Annotated in this window: 16 protein-coding genes; 6 read left to right on the forward strand and 10 right to left on the reverse strand. The window is 69.7% G+C overall.

Annotated features, from left to right (window positions below; translation table 11 throughout):
- Positions 1–134: 134 nt before the first annotated feature.
- Entirely contained in the window at positions 135–632 is a 498-nt protein-coding gene (locus tag HPY32_RS35195; protein WP_067589186.1) for a DinB family protein, read from the forward strand.
- 44 nt (positions 633–676) lie between these two features.
- Here HPY32_RS35195 and HPY32_RS35200 read toward each other — a convergent pair whose 3' ends face one another.
- Positions 677–1255: a TetR/AcrR family transcriptional regulator gene (locus HPY32_RS35200; RefSeq protein WP_067595918.1), complete on the reverse strand. Its 579-nt coding sequence runs from the start codon at positions 1253–1255 to the stop codon at positions 677–679.
- A gap of 40 nt (positions 1256–1295) precedes the next feature.
- Here HPY32_RS35200 and HPY32_RS35205 point away from each other — a divergent pair, with 40 nt between their 5' ends.
- The 4 genes from HPY32_RS35205 (at position 1296) to mtnC (ending at position 5904) form a co-directional block, all read left to right on the forward strand.
- Positions 1296–2540: a KasA/KasB family beta-ketoacyl-ACP synthase gene (locus HPY32_RS35205; RefSeq protein WP_067589184.1), complete on the forward strand. Its 1245-nt coding sequence runs from the start codon at positions 1296–1298 to the stop codon at positions 2538–2540.
- Between the two features lie 462 nt (positions 2541–3002).
- A complete protein-coding gene (locus tag HPY32_RS35210; protein WP_067589182.1) occupies positions 3003–4658 on the forward strand; it encodes a bifunctional S-methyl-5-thioribose-1-phosphate isomerase/methylthioribulose 1-phosphate dehydratase in 1656 nt (551 codons plus the stop codon).
- A complete protein-coding gene (locus tag HPY32_RS35215; RefSeq protein WP_067589180.1) occupies positions 4655–5224 on the forward strand; it encodes a 1,2-dihydroxy-3-keto-5-methylthiopentene dioxygenase in 570 nt (189 codons plus the stop codon). Before HPY32_RS35210 ends, HPY32_RS35215 begins: the two co-directional genes overlap by 4 nt.
- Positions 5221–5904: an acireductone synthase gene (gene mtnC / locus HPY32_RS35220; RefSeq protein WP_067589179.1), complete on the forward strand. Its 684-nt coding sequence runs from the start codon at positions 5221–5223 to the stop codon at positions 5902–5904. The genes HPY32_RS35215 and mtnC overlap by 4 nt, the downstream gene beginning before the upstream one ends.
- A 152-nt stretch (positions 5905–6056) precedes the next feature.
- On the opposite strand, the gene HPY32_RS35225 is transcribed toward mtnC, so the two are convergent.
- The 6 genes from HPY32_RS35225 to HPY32_RS35250 form a co-directional block, all read right to left on the reverse strand.
- Positions 6057–6638 carry a GTP-binding protein gene (locus tag HPY32_RS35225; protein ID WP_067589178.1) on the reverse strand — a complete coding sequence of 194 codons (582 nt, stop codon included), beginning with the start codon at positions 6636–6638 and terminating at the stop codon, positions 6057–6059.
- A 5-nt stretch (positions 6639–6643) separates the two neighbouring features.
- Positions 6644–7021 carry a DUF742 domain-containing protein gene (locus HPY32_RS35230; RefSeq protein ID WP_067589177.1) on the reverse strand — a complete coding sequence of 126 codons (378 nt, stop codon included), beginning with the start codon at positions 7019–7021 and terminating at the stop codon, positions 6644–6646.
- Positions 7018–7443 (reverse strand): roadblock/LC7 domain-containing protein, encoded by a 426-nt coding sequence (locus HPY32_RS35235; RefSeq protein WP_067589175.1) that lies wholly within the window; start codon positions 7441–7443, stop codon positions 7018–7020. The genes HPY32_RS35230 and HPY32_RS35235 overlap by 4 nt, the downstream gene beginning before the upstream one ends.
- Positions 7421–9757 carry a sensor histidine kinase gene (locus HPY32_RS35240; RefSeq protein ID WP_067595917.1) on the reverse strand — a complete coding sequence of 779 codons (2337 nt, stop codon included), beginning with the start codon at positions 9755–9757 and terminating at the stop codon, positions 7421–7423. Before HPY32_RS35240 ends, HPY32_RS35235 begins: the two co-directional genes overlap by 23 nt.
- An 86-nt stretch (positions 9758–9843) precedes the next feature.
- On the reverse strand, positions 9844–10476 hold the full coding sequence (locus HPY32_RS35245) for a cation efflux transmembrane domain-containing protein (protein WP_373686700.1): 633 nt from the start codon (positions 10474–10476) through the stop codon (positions 9844–9846).
- Positions 10473–10799, reverse strand: coding sequence for an ArsR/SmtB family transcription factor (locus HPY32_RS35250; RefSeq protein ID WP_067589174.1), 327 nt, complete (start codon positions 10797–10799; stop codon positions 10473–10475). Before HPY32_RS35250 ends, HPY32_RS35245 begins: the two co-directional genes overlap by 4 nt.
- 134 nt (positions 10800–10933) lie before the next feature.
- Between HPY32_RS35250 and HPY32_RS35255 the strand changes: the two genes are divergently transcribed.
- The gene (locus HPY32_RS35255) at positions 10934–12487 is read left to right on the forward strand and encodes a succinic semialdehyde dehydrogenase (protein WP_067589172.1); all 1554 of its coding nucleotides are present in this window, start codon (positions 10934–10936) and stop codon (positions 12485–12487) included.
- Between the two features lie 56 nt (positions 12488–12543).
- Here HPY32_RS35255 and HPY32_RS35260 read toward each other — a convergent pair whose 3' ends face one another.
- From HPY32_RS35260 to HPY32_RS35270, 3 genes are all read right to left on the reverse strand, one after another.
- Positions 12544–12924, reverse strand: a complete 381-nt coding sequence (locus HPY32_RS35260; protein ID WP_082871484.1) for an OsmC family protein — start codon at positions 12922–12924, stop codon at positions 12544–12546.
- 573 nt (positions 12925–13497) lie between these two features.
- The gene (locus HPY32_RS44120) at positions 13498–14082 is read right to left on the reverse strand and encodes a hypothetical protein (protein ID WP_195116587.1); all 585 of its coding nucleotides are present in this window, start codon (positions 14080–14082) and stop codon (positions 13498–13500) included.
- Between the two features lie 193 nt (positions 14083–14275).
- Positions 14276–15496: an alpha/beta hydrolase family protein gene (locus tag HPY32_RS35270; RefSeq protein WP_171983207.1), complete on the reverse strand. Its 1221-nt coding sequence runs from the start codon at positions 15494–15496 to the stop codon at positions 14276–14278.
- Between the last annotated feature and the right edge of the window lie 26 nt (positions 15497–15522).

The following is a 15522-nucleotide window of genomic DNA, read 5'->3' on the forward strand; positions in this document are numbered from 1 at the left end:
GGGCTGCGGTGTCTCCGCAGGCCCGTATCGCCCACGCTCGGTCCGCGATTCGTGCGGCGAGCGCCTCTGTTTTCCCGGTTGTTCTCCGACGCCGGATGTTTCGTGCCTCCCACGATAGGATGGAGTGAAAGACCATGGGTACCAACCGAATTACCGACGGTGTCGAGCGAGCGCTCCTCGAGAACATGCTCGACCGCAACCGCGAAGCGCTCGTCGAGACCGTGCGCGGCCTGTCCGCCGCCGATGCCCGCCGCCGACTCGTCGCGTCGCTGACGACACCGATCTCACTGATCAAGCATGCCGCTGCCGCGGAACGGATCTGGTTCCAACGGTTCTGGGCGGGACTCGACGAATCCGACTGCGACGGATACTCGCGCCGCGACGAGGGCACCTTCGCCGTCGCCGACCACGAATCGCTGACCGACGTCATCGCCGAGTTCGAACGCGCAAGCCAGCGATCACGAATCATCGCCTCCCGCTTCGCCCTCGACGACACCAAGCACAACCCCCGCGAGGGCACCGTCAGCATGCGCTGGACCCTGCTCGCCATGATCGAAGAATTCGCCAGGCACGCAGGCCACGGCGACATCCTCCGCGAACAGATCGACAAGGGCACACTGAAGCCACGATGAACCCGATGCGCGCGTGATCTGCCGACGGGCACCGAGGCTTTCGGTCAAGGGGAGTGGGCCGGGGAGGGTAGTGTCTGATTGATCAGTAGGCGGGTGGCCTTCGACACGCGTGTGTTGTCGCCCGTGATCAATCGGTCCAGCAGCAATCCCCGGATGCCCGAAATCAATACGGTTGCCGTCGATCTCGGGTCGGGCAGCGTCGGGTCCAGGCGATTCAGGGCCTCGGTCAGGGCGTCGACGAGGATGCTCACGGCGTCGTGGGAGTAGTCGCGAAAAGGGCTGCCCGGCACCGACGCCACGCCCAGCACCTGGAACAGCACCCGGGTGCTGGTCACCCAGTCGCTGGTGGTGTTCACACAGAACGACTCGACCAATCGCCGCCGCAGCATATCGATATCGGACACGTCGTCGAAGAGCGCGGCGATATCGGGGCGCTGGGTCTCCAGCGCCGCCACCAGCATCTGCTCCTTGGTGCCGAAGTAGTGGATGAGCATGCGCGAACTGGTGCCCAGGTATTCGGCGAGCGGGCGGAGCGACAGCTCGGTGAGTCCGTATTCGCCGATGTAGGCGATGACTCCGGCGAGCAGTTCGGCGCGGCGGGTGGCGTCAGGGGGTCTGGGCACCGGTTGACTGTAGCGGGCGGTACAGGTATTCATGATCGGCATGGGTGTAACAACTGCTTCACAAACGCGCCGGAACGTGGTCGTCACCGGCATGACCGCCACCACGTGCCTGGCCCCCGACCTGGACGGCACCTGGTCGGGCCTGCTCGCGGGGGAGAGCGGAATCGGGCCGCTCGACGATGATTTCGTCACCGAGTACGACCTGCCGGTCCGCATCGGCGGCAAGCTGAAGCAGCGTCCGGGCGAGCACCTGTCCCGCATCGAACAGCGGCGGCACTCCTACGTGCAGCAGCTGGCGCTGGTGCTGAGCCGTCAGCTGTGGGGGGCGGCGGGCAAGCCCGACGTGGACGGCGAGCGGCTGGGTGTCGCGGTCGGCACCGGACTCGGCGGCGGCGACGCGTTTCTCACCGCGGTCGACGCCATGCGCGCGGGTGGTTATCGCAAGGTGCCGCCGCTGACCGTGCCGATGGTCATGCCCAACGGCCCGGCCGCGCGGGTCGGTCTCGAATTCGGGGCCAAGGCCGGTGTGTACGCGCCGACCTCGGCGTGTTCCTCGGGTGCGGAGGCGATCGCGCACGCGTGGCGGCTCATCGCCACCGGCGAGGCGGATGTGGTGATCGCGGGCGGCGTCGAGGGCTACATCGAGGCGATCCCGATCGCGAGCTTCGCCATGATGCGCGCGACCAGCACCCGTAACGACGAACCCACCCGTGCCTCACGGCCTTTCGACCGCGACCGCGACGGCTTCGTCTTCGGCGAGGCGGGTGCGCTGCTGGTCCTGGAGTCGGAGGAGTTCGCCCTGGCCCGCCGCGCCGAGATCCTGGGCCGGGTGCTGGGGGCGGGCATCACCTCCGACGGCTACCACATCACCGGCACCGAACCCGAGGGCGCGGGCGCGGCGCGGGCCATGCGCAAGGCGATCGAGGCCGCGGGGCTGACCCCCGCCGACATCACCCACATCAACGCGCACGCCACCTCCACGCCCGTCGGCGACGCGTCGGAGGCGAATGCCATTGCGGCCGTGGCCGAACACGCCTCGGTGTACGCGCCGAAGTCGGCGCTGGGGCATTCCATCGGCGCGGTCGGCGCGCTGGAGGCCATCCTCACCCTGTGCACACTGCGCGACCAGATCGTGCCGCCCACACTCAATTTCGACAATCCGGACCCCGGCGTGGACCTCGACATCGTGCACGGACAGGCGCGCCCCCAGTCGATCTCCCACGCCCTGAGCAATTCCTTCGGCTTCGGAGGACACAACGTCACCCTCGCCTTCGGCCGCCCCTGACCCGTTCCTCCCCAGAGTTGTTCAACCATGTGGAATTGCCCCTGTTCACGCCCATCCACCGCAAACTGTGGAAGAAACGTTAGCTGTGGATAAGCCACGAATCCCGGCCCGCACGAACCGATCGGTCTGCGAATGCATCTCGACCACACGGAATGCCCCTGCGGCAGCGCCGGATTCGCCACCTCCGCCCCCTCATGATTCCGGCGTGCTTTTGGCCGGAATCCAGCGCGAGTTCCCGGCCAAAAGCACGCCGGGAACAGAAGGGGCACGCCGGAACAGAAGGGGCACGCCGGAACAGGAAGGGCATGCTGGGAATAGAGGGGCATGCCGGAGTAGGAAGGGCGTGTTGGGGGCAGGGGGCATGCAGGGAACAGGTGGGGCAGGTCGGCTGATGTGGGCTGTGGGGGACGGGTTCGCTACCGTTTGTGTGGTAGGTGCGGTTTCTAGGTGAGGGTTGCGCGGATGAGTGAGAGTTCGATCGCGTGGGTGGATGGCGCGCTGGTCATTCTCGATCAGCGGGTGCTGCCGCACGAGGTGCGGGAGTTGCGGATCACGACCGTTGACCAGGTTATCGACGCGATCAAGACGCTGGCCGTGCGCGGCGCCCCGGCGATCGGGGTGTCGGGGGCGTTCGGGGTGGTACTGGCCGCCTTCGCGCATCCCGGCGACAGCGCGAAGGTCGAGGCGGAGGCCGAACGGATCGCCTCGGCCCGGCCGACCGCGGTGAATCTGGCCTGGGGCGTGCGGCGGGCGCTGACGCGACTGCCCGAGGGCGCCCCGGCCGTGCTGGACGAGGCGCTGGCCATGCTCGAGGAGGACGGCCGGGTGAACCGGGCCGCCGCCACCCACGCCGCCGACCTGATCCAGCGGCTGTGCCCGGACCGCCCGCTGCGCATCCTCACCCACTGCAATACCGGGCGGCTGGCCACCGCCGCCTTCGGCACCGCCCTGGGCGCGGTGCGGGTGCTCGCGGCGCGCGACGCCGTCGAGACGGTCCTGGTCGACGAGACCCGGCCGCTGCTGCAGGGCGCTCGCCTGACCGCCTGGGAGCTGGCCGAGGCCGGGATCCCGCACCGGCTGACCATCGATTCCGCGGCGGCGTGGGCGATGTCGACCGGGCAGGTGGACTGCGTCGTCGTCGGCGCGGACCGCATCACCGCCGACGGTTCGGTGGCCAATAAGATCGGCACCTACGCCCTGGCCATCGCGGCGCACCACCACGGGATTCCGTTCGTCGTCGTCGCACCCGAGTCCACGCGCGATCCGAAGACCGCGACCGGCGGCGAGATCGTGGTGGAGCAGCGGACGGCCGACGAGATCACCCAGCTGCGCGGCGTCGCCACCGCCCCGGCGGGCACCGCGGTCTTCAACCCCGCCTTCGATGTCACCCCGCCGGACCTGGTGACCGCGGTGGTCACCGAGCACGGCATCGTCTCGGGCACGGCGAATGCGGCTGCCGCCGAGGAAGATTCCGGCGCCAGGCGCAATTCTGCACGGAGTGCCGAAAACGGCCGTGGCGAGGCCGCCGAACGCATTGCCGAGACCGCCCGCGGGCTCTACGCGCGCGGCTGGATGCCGGGCACGGCGGGCAATATCTCCGTGCGGGCCGGGGACACCGCGGTCGTCACCGGCAGCGGGCTGTCGAAGGGCGAGCTGACCGCCGCCGATATGGTCACCGTGAATATCGCCGACTCGCAACCGGTTTCGGGGACCAGGCGCCCGTCGGCGGAGACCGCCATCCACACCGCCGTCTACCGCGCGACCGGAGCGGACGCCGTCGTGCACGTGCACCCGCCGCATGCCACCGCCCGGTCCGTGGGCGCGCGAGAGTCGTTGCGGTTCAGCGGCTACGAGCTCATCAAGGGATTGCGGGCGAGCGAAACCATTGACATCCCGGTATTCGCCAATCACGCTGACGTTCCGCGCATCGGTGCCGATATCGAGCGCTATCTGACCGAGCATCCGGATGCGCCGCCGGTGCTGTTCATCGCCGGGCACGGCATCACGGCGTGGGGCGCGGACCTCGCGCAGGCGCGCGACCGCGCCGAATGCCTGGAGGCGATGTGCGAACTGGTGACGCTCACCGGTCGCCGCGAGATCGAGGAGGACCCGAAATGACCCTGCTGCAGGTGATGTCCGATGCCGACGCGGGCGACGTGCGGCTGCGCACCGCCGACGCCGCCGTCATCGGCGCCGAGCTGAACAAGCGCGGCATCGTCTTCGACCGCTGGCCCGCCGCGTCCGACCCGGCCGCGAGCACCGAGGCCATCCTCACCGAATACGACGGCCACATCGGCGAATTGAACGCCGACGGCCGGTACAAACACATCGATGTCGCCCGCATCCACCCCGACGACAGCGATCCGGAATGGCCCGCGAAGGCGAAGGGCGCGCGCGAGAAATTCCTCGCCGAACACCGCCACGCCGAGGACGAGGTGCGCTTCTTCGTCGCGGGCCGCGGCTGCTTCTACCTGCACCTGGACGGCGAGGTGCTGGCGATCGTCTGCGAGGGCGGCGATCTGGTGTCGGTGCCCGCGGGCACGCGGCACTGGTTCGACATGGGCAGCCGCCCCGACTTCCTGGCGGTGCGCTTCTTCGAGGAAGAAGACGGCTGGATCGGCGATTTCACCGGCAACACCATCGGCGAGCGTTTCCCGACGCTGGACGAACTGCTGGTCGCATGATCGCCGCCATCGTCGTCGACATCGAGGGCACCACCAGCCCGACCAGCTCCGTGCGCGAGGACCTCTACGGATACACGCGGGAACGGTTGCCGCAGTGGCTGGCCGAGAATCGAGGCGGCCCGGCCGAGGCGGTGATCGCGGGCACCCGCGAGTTGGCCGGGCGGCCCGACGCCGACCCGGCCGAGGTCGCCGAGATCCTGCGCGGCTGGCTGAATTCCGATGTGAAGGCCGAGCCGCTGAAGACCGCGCAGGGCCTGATCTGCGCCGAGGGCTTCCGCAGCGGCGCCCTGCACGGGGAGTTCTTCCCCGACGCCCCACCGGCGCTGCGCGCCTGGCACGCGGCCGGAATAGCGCTGTACGTGTACTCGTCGGGTTCGGTGCGCAATCAACAGGATTGGTTCGCCCACGCCCGCGACGGCGACCTCGCCGCCCTGATCAGCGGCTGGTTCGACCTCACCACCGCCGGCGCCAAGCGCGAGGCATCGTCCTACGAGAAGATCGCCGGAGCCATCGGCGTCCCCGCGGAGAAGATCCTGTTCCTGTCCGACCACCCGGACGAACTCGACGCCGCCGTCGCCGCGGGCTGGTCCGCGATCGGCGTCACCCGCCCCGGCGAACCGAATTCCCCACGGCCACCGCACAAGTGGATCAGCACGTTCGAAGACGTGAAAGACCTGTAATCGTCATCCCGGCGCTGCCCCCATGATCCCGGCGTGGCCGCCCCCATGATCCCGGCGTAGCTGCCCCATGATCCCGGCGTGCTTTTGGCCGGGATCTCACCGTAGATTCCGGCCAAAAGCACGCCGGAATCATCGGCGAATGTCGTTGCTCTTCAGACGGCCGTAGTGGTCGCCCGCACGATCAAATGCTCCACCAGCGTCATCAGCACCGTCTTGCACGATGCGCGGTCGCGGGCGTCGCAGAGGATGACCGGGACGCGGGCCTCCAGGTCCAATGCGTCGCGGACCTCCTCGTTGGTGTACACCGGTGCGTCGTCGAAGCAGTTGACCGCGACCGCGAAGGTCAGCCCGCGCCGCTCGAAGAAATCGATGGCGGCGAAGGAGTTCTCCAGCCTGCGGGTATCGGCGATGACGATCGCCCCCAGCGCGCCGCGCGCCAATTCGTCCCACAGGAACCAGAACCGGTCCTGACCGGGCGTGCCGAACAGGTACAGCACCAGATTCTCGTCGATCGTGATGCGGCCGAAATCGAGCGCCACCGTGGTGGTCTTCTTGCCCTCGACCCCCGACAGGTCGTCGATCCCGGTGGAGAGCTCGGTGATGAGCTCCTCGGTGCGCAGCGGCGTGATCTCGCTGAGCGAGGACACCATGGTGGTCTTGCCGACGCCGAACCCGCCGGCGATGAGGATCTTGACCGAGGCGGCTAGCGGAGCCGCGGAAGGCGTTTCAGGCACGTGTTCTACAGCTTTCGGATTCCATCGAGTACAGCTCGCAGGACGGTCAGGTCGCCGGGGCCGGCGTCGTCGGTTCGGGCCGGTGCCCGGAAGTTCAAGTGCCCCTCACCGATCAAATCACCCACAAGGATCTTGGTCACGGCGAGGGGCAGAGTCAGGGCGGCGGACACCTCGGCCACCGATTGCGGATATCGGCACAGCCGAACGATTTCCGCGTATTCCGGCTCCGCCCTCCGCAGCGGTGGCGGGGCCTCGACCGTCGCCACCAGGGTCAGCATATCCAGATCGTGTCCCGCCCCCATGGTGCGGCCCCGTGTCACGGCGTACGGGCGGACCAGCGGGCCAGCCGCGTCGTCGAACCACGGTTGACCGAAGTGCGTCATGACAATCGGTGCTCCACCTGTTCCGCGAGTCCGCTACGGGCATCGGTGGACAGGTAGGTGCCGACGCGCTGCACGGTCAGGTTCATCTCGTAGGCGACCATGCCGAGGTTGGCATTCTCGGTGGCCTGCAGCGCGATGCACGCGTTGTCGCCGGCGGCGGTGACGAACAGCACCGCCCGATCGAGCTCGATCACCGCCTGCCGCACCGACCCGCCGTCGAAGCGGCTGCCGGCGCTGCGGGCCAGCCCGTACAGCGTCGCGGACATGGCGCCGAAATGTTCGGCATCCTCCCGGCTCATGGTGGTGGACCGGCCCAGCAGCAGTCCGTCGGTGGAATGCACCACCGCGTACCGCACCCCGGCCAGGCGGTCGACGAGATCGTCGAGCAGCCAGTTGAGATCACCTGCGTTGGAAGAGGTCACCTTCGCCTTCCTGTTCATCCGGTGTGACGGTGGTCGCGGGCTCCGGATTGGCCCGGCGTCCCTGTCGCGTCCCATTCTCTATGGCGGACATCAGATCTCGCGCCTGCTCCGCCGAGCGTGTCCGCTGCGGGCCGGTTTCGGGGGCGGGCCGGTCGGCCAGTCCCGGGGCGAGACTGGCCTGGCGGCGGCGCCGGGGCAGCGGCGGCCGCCCGTTCCCGGGCTCCGGGCGCGCGATCGCGGGGCGCTGCACATCCCCGGTCATGGCCGGGCGGGGCGGCGGCAGCGTCGCCAGCGCGATCGGGGCGGGCGTGGGCGAACCGGCGGGCAGGCTCGGCAGTTCACCGGTCGCCGGGGGCTCCGGGCGGCGGCCGGGCAGCCGATCGGGCAGGTGGTCGGCGACCGGGGTATCGGTGGCGATCAGCGCGGTGGGGATCAGCACGATCGCGCGGATGCCGCCGTAGTCGGATTCCGACAGCCGCACCGAGATGCCGTGCCGGGCGCTGAGCTGCGCGACCACGAACAGGCCGAGCCGGGAGTTGGCGGACAGCTCGGCGACACCGAAATCCGGTGGGTGGCGCAGCATGTCGTTGGCGCGCTCGAGCTCCTCGTCGGGCATGCCCATGCCCTGGTCGCCGATCTCGATCACGACGCCCTTGCCGACCTGGTTACCGGTGATGTCGACCCGCGACTGCGGCGGCGAGAACGAGGTGGCGTTGTCGACCAGTTCGGCGAGCAGGTGGATGAGGTCGGCGACCACCGTGCCGACGATGTGCACCTGCGGCAGCCGCGAGGTGCGCACCCGCGCGTAGTCCAGGGTCTCGCCGACCGAGCTGCGCACCAGCTCCACCAGCGGCACCGGCCGCCGCCACTGCCGCCCCGGCTGCCCGCCGCCGAGGATGATCAGGTTCTCGGCGTTGCGCCGCTCCCGGGTGGCGAGGTGGTCGAGCTTGAAGAAGGTGTCCAGCAGCGTCGGATCCTCCTGCCGGGATTCGGCCTCGTCCAGGATCTCCAGCTGCCGGTGCACCACGATCTGGCTGCGGTGCGCGATATTGAGGAACACCGCGCGCACGCCCTGCCGGGTGCGGGCCTCGGTGACGGCGGCGGCGACGGCCGCGGTGTGGGCGCGGTTGAACGCCTTTGCCACCGAACCGATCTCGTCGTGTCCGAAGTCCAGGTGCGCGGCCTCGGTCTCCGGGTCGACCTTCTCGCCCGCGGTGAGCCGGCGCATGATGTCGGGCAGCCGCACCTCGGCCAGCGCCAGGGTTTCGGTGCGCAGCCGCCGCAGCCGCCCGATGAGCCGGTTGGCCAGCCACAGCGCGACCAGGAACGCGGCCGCCGACAGCACCAGCACACCCAGGCCCGCGAGGATCGAGTTGCGGGCGGTCGTGGAGGCGTCGTCGACGGCGACATGGTCGGCGTGCTGGTTCTGCACCTCCCACAGCTCCAGCATGTGCCGGTTGAGAGTGTCGGCGGCGGTGCGCCATTCGGCGATGCTGATCGGAAGCGACGGGGCCGCACCGGATTTCGCGGGCGCCGGGGGATGGATGACGTAGTCCTCCATCACGCCCAGCTGCTGCCAGCTCGACGAGTCCAGCACCGACTTGACGCGCGCGCCCTGATCGCCGCCGAGATCGCCTGCCAGCTGCGGTATTTCGATGCGGAAGTAGCCGACCAGGTTCCGGTACTCCGCCGACAGCGCGGGCGGCAGGCCGGTGCCGTTGACGGCGGCCGCGGTGAGCGCCGAGGTCCTCGACATCGCCTCCATGGCGCGCAGCACGCGCAGCGCGCCGTCGAGCTCGGTGGCGATGGCGGCGTCGGGTGCGTTGCGGGCCACGATCTGGGTGCCGAGGGCGACGCCCTGCAAGATCCTGGTGTAGGCGGAGTAGGCGTCGGGAATCGAGATGGTGCCGGAGTCGATGCCGCCGCGCAGGGTGGGCAGCTGCTGCTTGAGGGTGTCGAAACTGCCGAGGTCGTAACTCATCTTGGCGCGGCCGACGCTGTTGAGCCGGGCCTCGACCGGGGCCAGCTCGCGCAGGGCGCTGTCCAGGCGCTGGCGGGCCGCGCCCAGGCCGACCGGGTCGGGCTGCTCACCGGCGAGCTGCCACAGCGACAGCAGCCGCTCCTGCTCGACCGACGCGATCATCTCGCGCACTTGGGAGTTGGCGTTCTCCAGGACCGAGGCCCATGCCTTGGCGTCCTGGCCCTCGTTCACCAGATAACCCGTGGCGCCCACACCGATCACGAGCAGAGCCAGGCTCGGAACGAGTGCGATCGCCAGAATGCGGGTCCGGATACCGAGCCTCGCTCTCAACATCGGCACAACTTAACCGCTCAGCAGGGTCCTCGCCGCTCTGGTCCCGTTGAGCGAGACTGCAATTGACAGTCTCGACGGTGTGTGCATCAATCGCAGCAGGTGTCGCCGCGCCGGGCCGCGACGCCCTCGCGCACCGCGAGCGCGGCGACCACGAGCGCGGCCGCCGGGTCGGCCCAGGACCAGCCCAGCAGGCTGTCCAGGAGCAGCCCCAGCAGCACCACCGCGGACAGGTAGGTGCACAGCAGGGTCTGCTTGGAATCCGCGACCGCCGACCGGGAGCCGAGCTCGCGCCCGGCCCGGCGCTGCGCCCGCGACAGCACCGGCATGACGACCAGACTCGTTGCGGCCAGGCCGATTCCGACGGGGGAGCGGCCGGGGGTCTCGCCGGTGATCAGCCCGTGCACGGCCTCGGCGGTGACGTAGGCGGCCAGGGCGAAGAACGAGAAGGAGATGGCGCGCAGCGTGATTCGCTCGCGCGCCGCGGGATCGGTCCCGGCGAACTGCCAGGCGACGGCGGCGGCCGAGGACACCTCGATGAGCGAATCGAGCCCGAAACCCACCAGGGCCGTGGACGATACCCGCGCGCCCTCGGCCAGGCCGACCAGCGCCTCCGCCACGTTGTAGGCGATGGTCGCCGCCACCAGCAGCCGAATCCGGCGGGCGAGCACCGCGCGCCGCGAATCGTGCTGCCGCGGCGGCATTCCCAGCTCGACCATCAGCAGCACCCGTCCGCCGCGGTGGGGCAGCAGGCCGGGTCGACGGCCAGCACCAGGCCCAGCAGGTCGGCCAGCGCGTGCCCGATCCGGCGGTCCGCCAGCTCGTAGCGGCTGCGCCGCCCCTGCGGCACCGCCACCACCAGCCCGCAGCCGCGCAGGCAGGCCAGATGATTGGACAGGATCTGGCGCGAGACCCCGATCTGCTCGGCCAACTCGGACGGGTAGCCGGGCGCCTCGCGCAGGGCCAGCAGGATGCGGGTCCGGGTGGGGTCGGACAGCGCATGGCCGAAGCGGGACAGCGCGTCGCTGTGCAGGGTGGGTGCCACGCGACAGATAGTACAGCAGAATCTGTATACAGAAAATACTGAACTGTAAATGCTCGGTTCGGGTGCGGGCCGACCGGTGACGGCCGGGGGTAGATTGTGTGTATCGCTGGGTTACTCATAAGTAGGAGGCCGTCATGCCCGTGCCGGAAGCCGGTGTTTTCGAGCGTCTGCGAGGTTTCGCGGCCGTGGACAGCGCCCGTGAGCACGACAGCCGGGCGATCTCGGAGGTCTTCACGGGCCGTCCGCTGGGCACGGTCCCGATCGGCACGGCCGAGGATGTGACGGCCGCGTTCGCCCGGGCGCGGGCGGCGCAGGCGGACTGGGCGGCGCGGCCGGTGGCGGAGCGGTCGGCGATCTTCGCCCGCTATCGCGATCTGGTGGTGGCCGAGCGCGAATACCTCATGGACATCATTCAGGCGGAGACCGGTAAGGCGCGCTGGGCGGCCCAGGAGGAGGTGATGGGCCTGATGTTCGCGGCCCGCTACTTCGCCCGGGTCGCGCCGCAACTGCTCGCGCCGCGCGGTGTGCCCGGCGCGTTCGCGATCCTGAACCGGGCGTCGGTGCGGACCCAGCCCAAGGGTGTGGTCGGGGTGATCGCGCCGTGGAACTACCCGATGCTGCTGTCCATAGGCGATTCGATTCCGGCGCTGCTGGCCGGGAACGCGGTGGTGGTGAAGCCGGACAGCCAGACCCCGTATTCGTCGCTGGTGCACGTGGATCTGCTGCAGCGGGCGGGGTTGCCGCGGGATCTGCTGCAGGTGGTGCCCGGACCCGGGTCGAAGGTGGGCACCGCGATCGTGGACGCCTGCGACTATCTGATGTTCACCGGATCCTCGGACACCGGCCGCGTCCTCGCGCAGCAGTGCGGGCGGCGGCTGATCGGATTCTCCGCGGAACTCGGCGGCAAGAATCCGATGATCGTCACCCGCGGCGCGGATCTGGACAAGGCCGCGAAAGCCGCTGTGCGGGCATGTTTCTCCAATGCCGGGCAGCTGTGTATCTCGATCGAGCGGCTGTATGTCGAACGGGCGGTGGCCGAGGAGTTCACGACCAAGTTCGTCGCCGCGGTGCAGGCGGCGAAACTCGGTGCGGCCTACGATCATTCGGCCGATATCGGCAGCCTGATCTCCGAGGCGCAGGTGGAGACGGTGGCCAAGCACGTCGCCGACGCCACCTCCAAGGGCGCCAAGGTGCTCGCGGGCGGGCATGCGCGTCCCGACATCGGTCCGCTGTTCTTCGAGCCGACCGTGCTGGCCGAGGTCACCGACGAGATGGAGTGCGGCCGCAACGAGACCTTCGGCCCGCTGGTGTCGATCTATCCGGTCGCCGACGTGGAGGAGGCGATCGCCCGCGCCAACGACACCGAGTACGGCCTCAACGCCAGCGTCTGGGCGGCGACCAAATCCGACGGCGAACGCATCGCCGCGCGCCTACACGCCGGAACCGTCTGCGTCGACGAGGGATACGCCCCCGCCTGGGGCAGCACCAGCGCACCGATGGGCGGCATGGGCATCTCCGGCGTCGGCCGCCGCCACGGCCCCGACGGGTTGCTCAAGTTCACCGAGCCGCAGACCGTGGTCGTCACCCGGTTCCTGAACCTGGACGCGCCCTTCGGTTTTTCGCAGCAGCGCTGGCAGCAGGTGCTGATGCTGGTCGCCCGCGGCCAGCGGTTCCTCCCGGGACGCTGATCGTCGGGCGTCGGCGCCGCGGTGCGAGATGCGCTGCGGCGCAGCACCGGAAGCGGCTACCGCCCGATGCCGGGCTCGAAGGCGAGCTGTTTGCTCAACGTCGTCCGCACCGGTGACCGCTCGACCCGTTCCATGACTGCGGCCCGATGGCGCTCGTACTCCGGGTCGAGATCGAGCTCGTACCGGAAGGTGGTCGTGACATCCGCCCGATCGAGCTCGACCCGCACCCGAACCTCCGCCTCCGGCGCCCCCGCCTCGACCAGTGCCATCCGCGCCGAAATGGTCATACACGAGGCCAACGCCGCCTCCAGCAACTCGTGCGGCCGCATCCCCGCACTCCCGCCGACACCGTTCTTCTCGGTATCGGCGGCCCCTTCGTTCTCCCCGGCCCGCAATTGCACCTGCCACGGCGTCGAAATCGACGTCGCCTCAACCATTCTGCCCACCTCGTTTCGCCGGTAACGGAACGAGTCTACGGAAACCGGCTACAGAATGAGATTCGCGTCTTACGTTCTGAGACTCGGGAGGAATGGCCGGTGCATGAGTTGTTCCCAGAGGTCACGCCGAACCGCGTCCCAGAGCGCCGATAGCTCCGGCAGTTGCTCACGGGCGCGGGCCAAATCGGGAAGGCGGCCGGGCGCGAAGGACACCAGCGGTATCCCGTCGGCGCTGCTGGAAATGGAGATGATCGTGATCCGGCACCGTCTCAGCTGCCACACCACCTGCATCCCGTCCAGCTCGGTCCGATGAACCTCATCCGGGAACACAGCCGCCTACCTCCGACCGAAAAACATGACAGTAAAACCGACCACCAGTTTCCTCCTGCCAATCGCCGACGGAAATCCTTGAACCCCAGCCTGATTGCAGGGCCCCCACAGCTTGCGCTCCTCGCCCGCCCATCGACAGCGTTGCGCTGTTGACAGCTGTTGCCAACTTTCTCAACACCGGTCGCAACTGCATTACCGTGCGCAAAGGTGGTAGGGGTGGAGGATCGGCGGGCGTTCGGCGGTTCAGCCGTCTCGGTGGCGGGCCCAGTTGTCGGCGTTGGCTTTTGCCTCGCCGACGGTGCGGGCCGAGGATTCTCGCAGGAGGGTGCCGTCGGGGCGGGCTATGCGCCAGGAGCAGGTGGTGGGGGTGGTGGCCCGGACCCGGGCCTGGATTTCGTCGCGGTCTTTCGACAGCCACCATTCTCGTTCGTCGCCCTGGAGCAGCCAGCCGTCGGTGGCGTCTTCGGGGCGGATGGGGCCGTAGGGGGCTTTCGTGTGGCGGGCCACCGCGCCGGATCCGGCGTAGGTGTGCATGTCGTCGACCGTGACGACGGTGAAATCGGCGAGTTCGCCGGGGATTTCGGGGCGGTCGAAGTGGAGGAGGTTGGGAGTGAGGACCGCCTCGGCGCCGAGGCGATCCACCGCGGTGCGCAGCCGCAGCACCGGGCGATCGGTCCACGCGCCGACCGCCAGGATCTTGGCGAGGTGGTAGCCCGATCGTTGCGCGACGGTGCGCAGGCGCTCCTCGTCCCACTGTCTGCGCACGCCGGAGACATCGCGGTGCAGGAAGCCGACGGCCACCCGATCCCGGGATCCACTCTCGTTCACGCTGCGCCTCTTCCCGATTCATCGCCTGGAAGCACCCGCCGCCGGGGAGCCGTGGGTGTAGGGCTCACCGCGCCGCGGGGGGTACCCGACGGCGGGGCTGCTCACAGCATGCGGTGCGGGGGCGGTCGGCGGTAGCGTTCCGCTGTTGACAACTGTTGCCAATTCGCCGATTCGGCTCGGCAACACCTCGGCATCAGCGACCGAACAGCCGATCCACCCAGCTGGAGACGTCATCGTAGGAGGCGGCGAGCACGCCGCGGTGGTCGGCGCCGGGATAGGTGCGGTACGCCACCGGCTGTCCGGTCAGTTGCTGCTGGGCGACCATGGCGTCGGTGGTCAGCGGGAACACGGTGGTGTCCGCGCGGCCCTGCACCACCAGCAGCGGCCGCGTGAAAGTCAGTGGGCTGGGGTCGTTGTCGTCGAGCACCCGGGTCAGGTCGGCGGTGTCGGCGGGCGTGGTGAACACCTCGCCCGGACGCAGGCCGCCCCACGAATCCGGCTCGCGCAGCTGGCCGATGCATCGGTCGTCGGCCTGGGAGAGCAGCGAAAGCGCCTCGGGCGTCAGGAATTTCGCCGGATCGATGGGCGTGACGGTCTGCGCGCCGCGAACGAACAGCGGCACGAACGCGGCCGAGCCGGGGGCGACCGACCCCGCGACTCGCGCGCTGCCGACATCGGTGGCCAGCGTGAGCGCCCGGATGGCCAGGCCCAGATGGGAGGCGGGCGCCATCGCCACCGCGCCCAGCAGCTGTAGTCGCGGGGCCCACCGCTGGGCGCGGGCGTCGGCGAAGACGGCGGCCTGCCCGCCCTGCGAATGCCCCATCACCACCCAGCGGGTGCCGATGGCGTCGTCCACCTCGCGGGCGGCCAGCGCCATATCCGCCACCGCGCGCTGCTCGGCCTCGCCGATCAGATACCCGTGCGGGCCGCCGGTGCCCAGGCCCTGATAGTCGCTCTGCGCCACCGCATATCCGGCGGCGATCCACCTCGCCTGGACGGCGCGCACCTGCTCGGTGTAGTCGTGCGCGGGATAGTCGGGGCCGGTGTCGCGGGAGGGGGCGCACACGTCGGCGACGCCGGTGGTGCCGTGCGCCCAGGAGATCAGCGGCCAGCCGCCCGCGGGGGCCGTGCCCAGCGGCACGGCCACCGTGCCCGACACCGCCACCGTCCGGCCACTCAGGTCCACCGACCGGTACCGCACGAGGTAGTTGCGCGCGCCGGGCACCCCCGGATCGCCGGTGATCGGCCGCACCGAGATCACCGAGCCGTGCTCACCGGGCGCGAGTTCGGCTGCGGGGGAGTCGGTTTCGAGACGGGAGGCGGATTCGTCGGCACGGGCCGGGACCGCGGCCACCGACACGGCCAGCGCCAGCGCAATACCGGCGATCGGCCCGAACGTCCTCTTCGACCTCACTGTCACCTCCTCGGGCTCGCCATCCA

It is taken from the genome of Nocardia terpenica (genome assembly GCF_013186535.1).
Classification (GTDB): domain Bacteria; phylum Actinomycetota; class Actinomycetes; order Mycobacteriales; family Mycobacteriaceae; genus Nocardia; species Nocardia terpenica.

Coding starts and splice junctions, on each gene's coding strand:
- HPY32_RS35260 (WP_082871484.1), bottom strand. CDS start 12,924: ATGGTTGAGGCGACGTCGATTTCGACGCCGTGGCAGGTGCAATTGCGG.
- HPY32_RS35215 (WP_067589180.1), top strand. CDS start 4,655: ATGACCCTGCTGCAGGTGATGTCCGATGCCGACGCGGGCGACGTGCGG.
- HPY32_RS35230 (WP_067589177.1), bottom strand. CDS start 7,021: ATGACGCACTTCGGTCAACCGTGGTTCGACGACGCGGCTGGCCCGCTG.
- HPY32_RS35240 (WP_067595917.1), bottom strand. CDS start 9,757: ATGTTGAGAGCGAGGCTCGGTATCCGGACCCGCATTCTGGCGATCGCA.
- HPY32_RS35255 (WP_067589172.1), top strand. CDS start 10,934: ATGCCCGTGCCGGAAGCCGGTGTTTTCGAGCGTCTGCGAGGTTTCGCG.
- HPY32_RS35210 (WP_067589182.1), top strand. CDS start 3,003: ATGAGTGAGAGTTCGATCGCGTGGGTGGATGGCGCGCTGGTCATTCTC.
- mtnC (WP_067589179.1), top strand. CDS start 5,221: ATGATCGCCGCCATCGTCGTCGACATCGAGGGCACCACCAGCCCGACC.
- HPY32_RS35195 (WP_067589186.1), top strand. CDS start 135: ATGGGTACCAACCGAATTACCGACGGTGTCGAGCGAGCGCTCCTCGAG.
- HPY32_RS35205 (WP_067589184.1), top strand. CDS start 1,296: ATGGGTGTAACAACTGCTTCACAAACGCGCCGGAACGTGGTCGTCACC.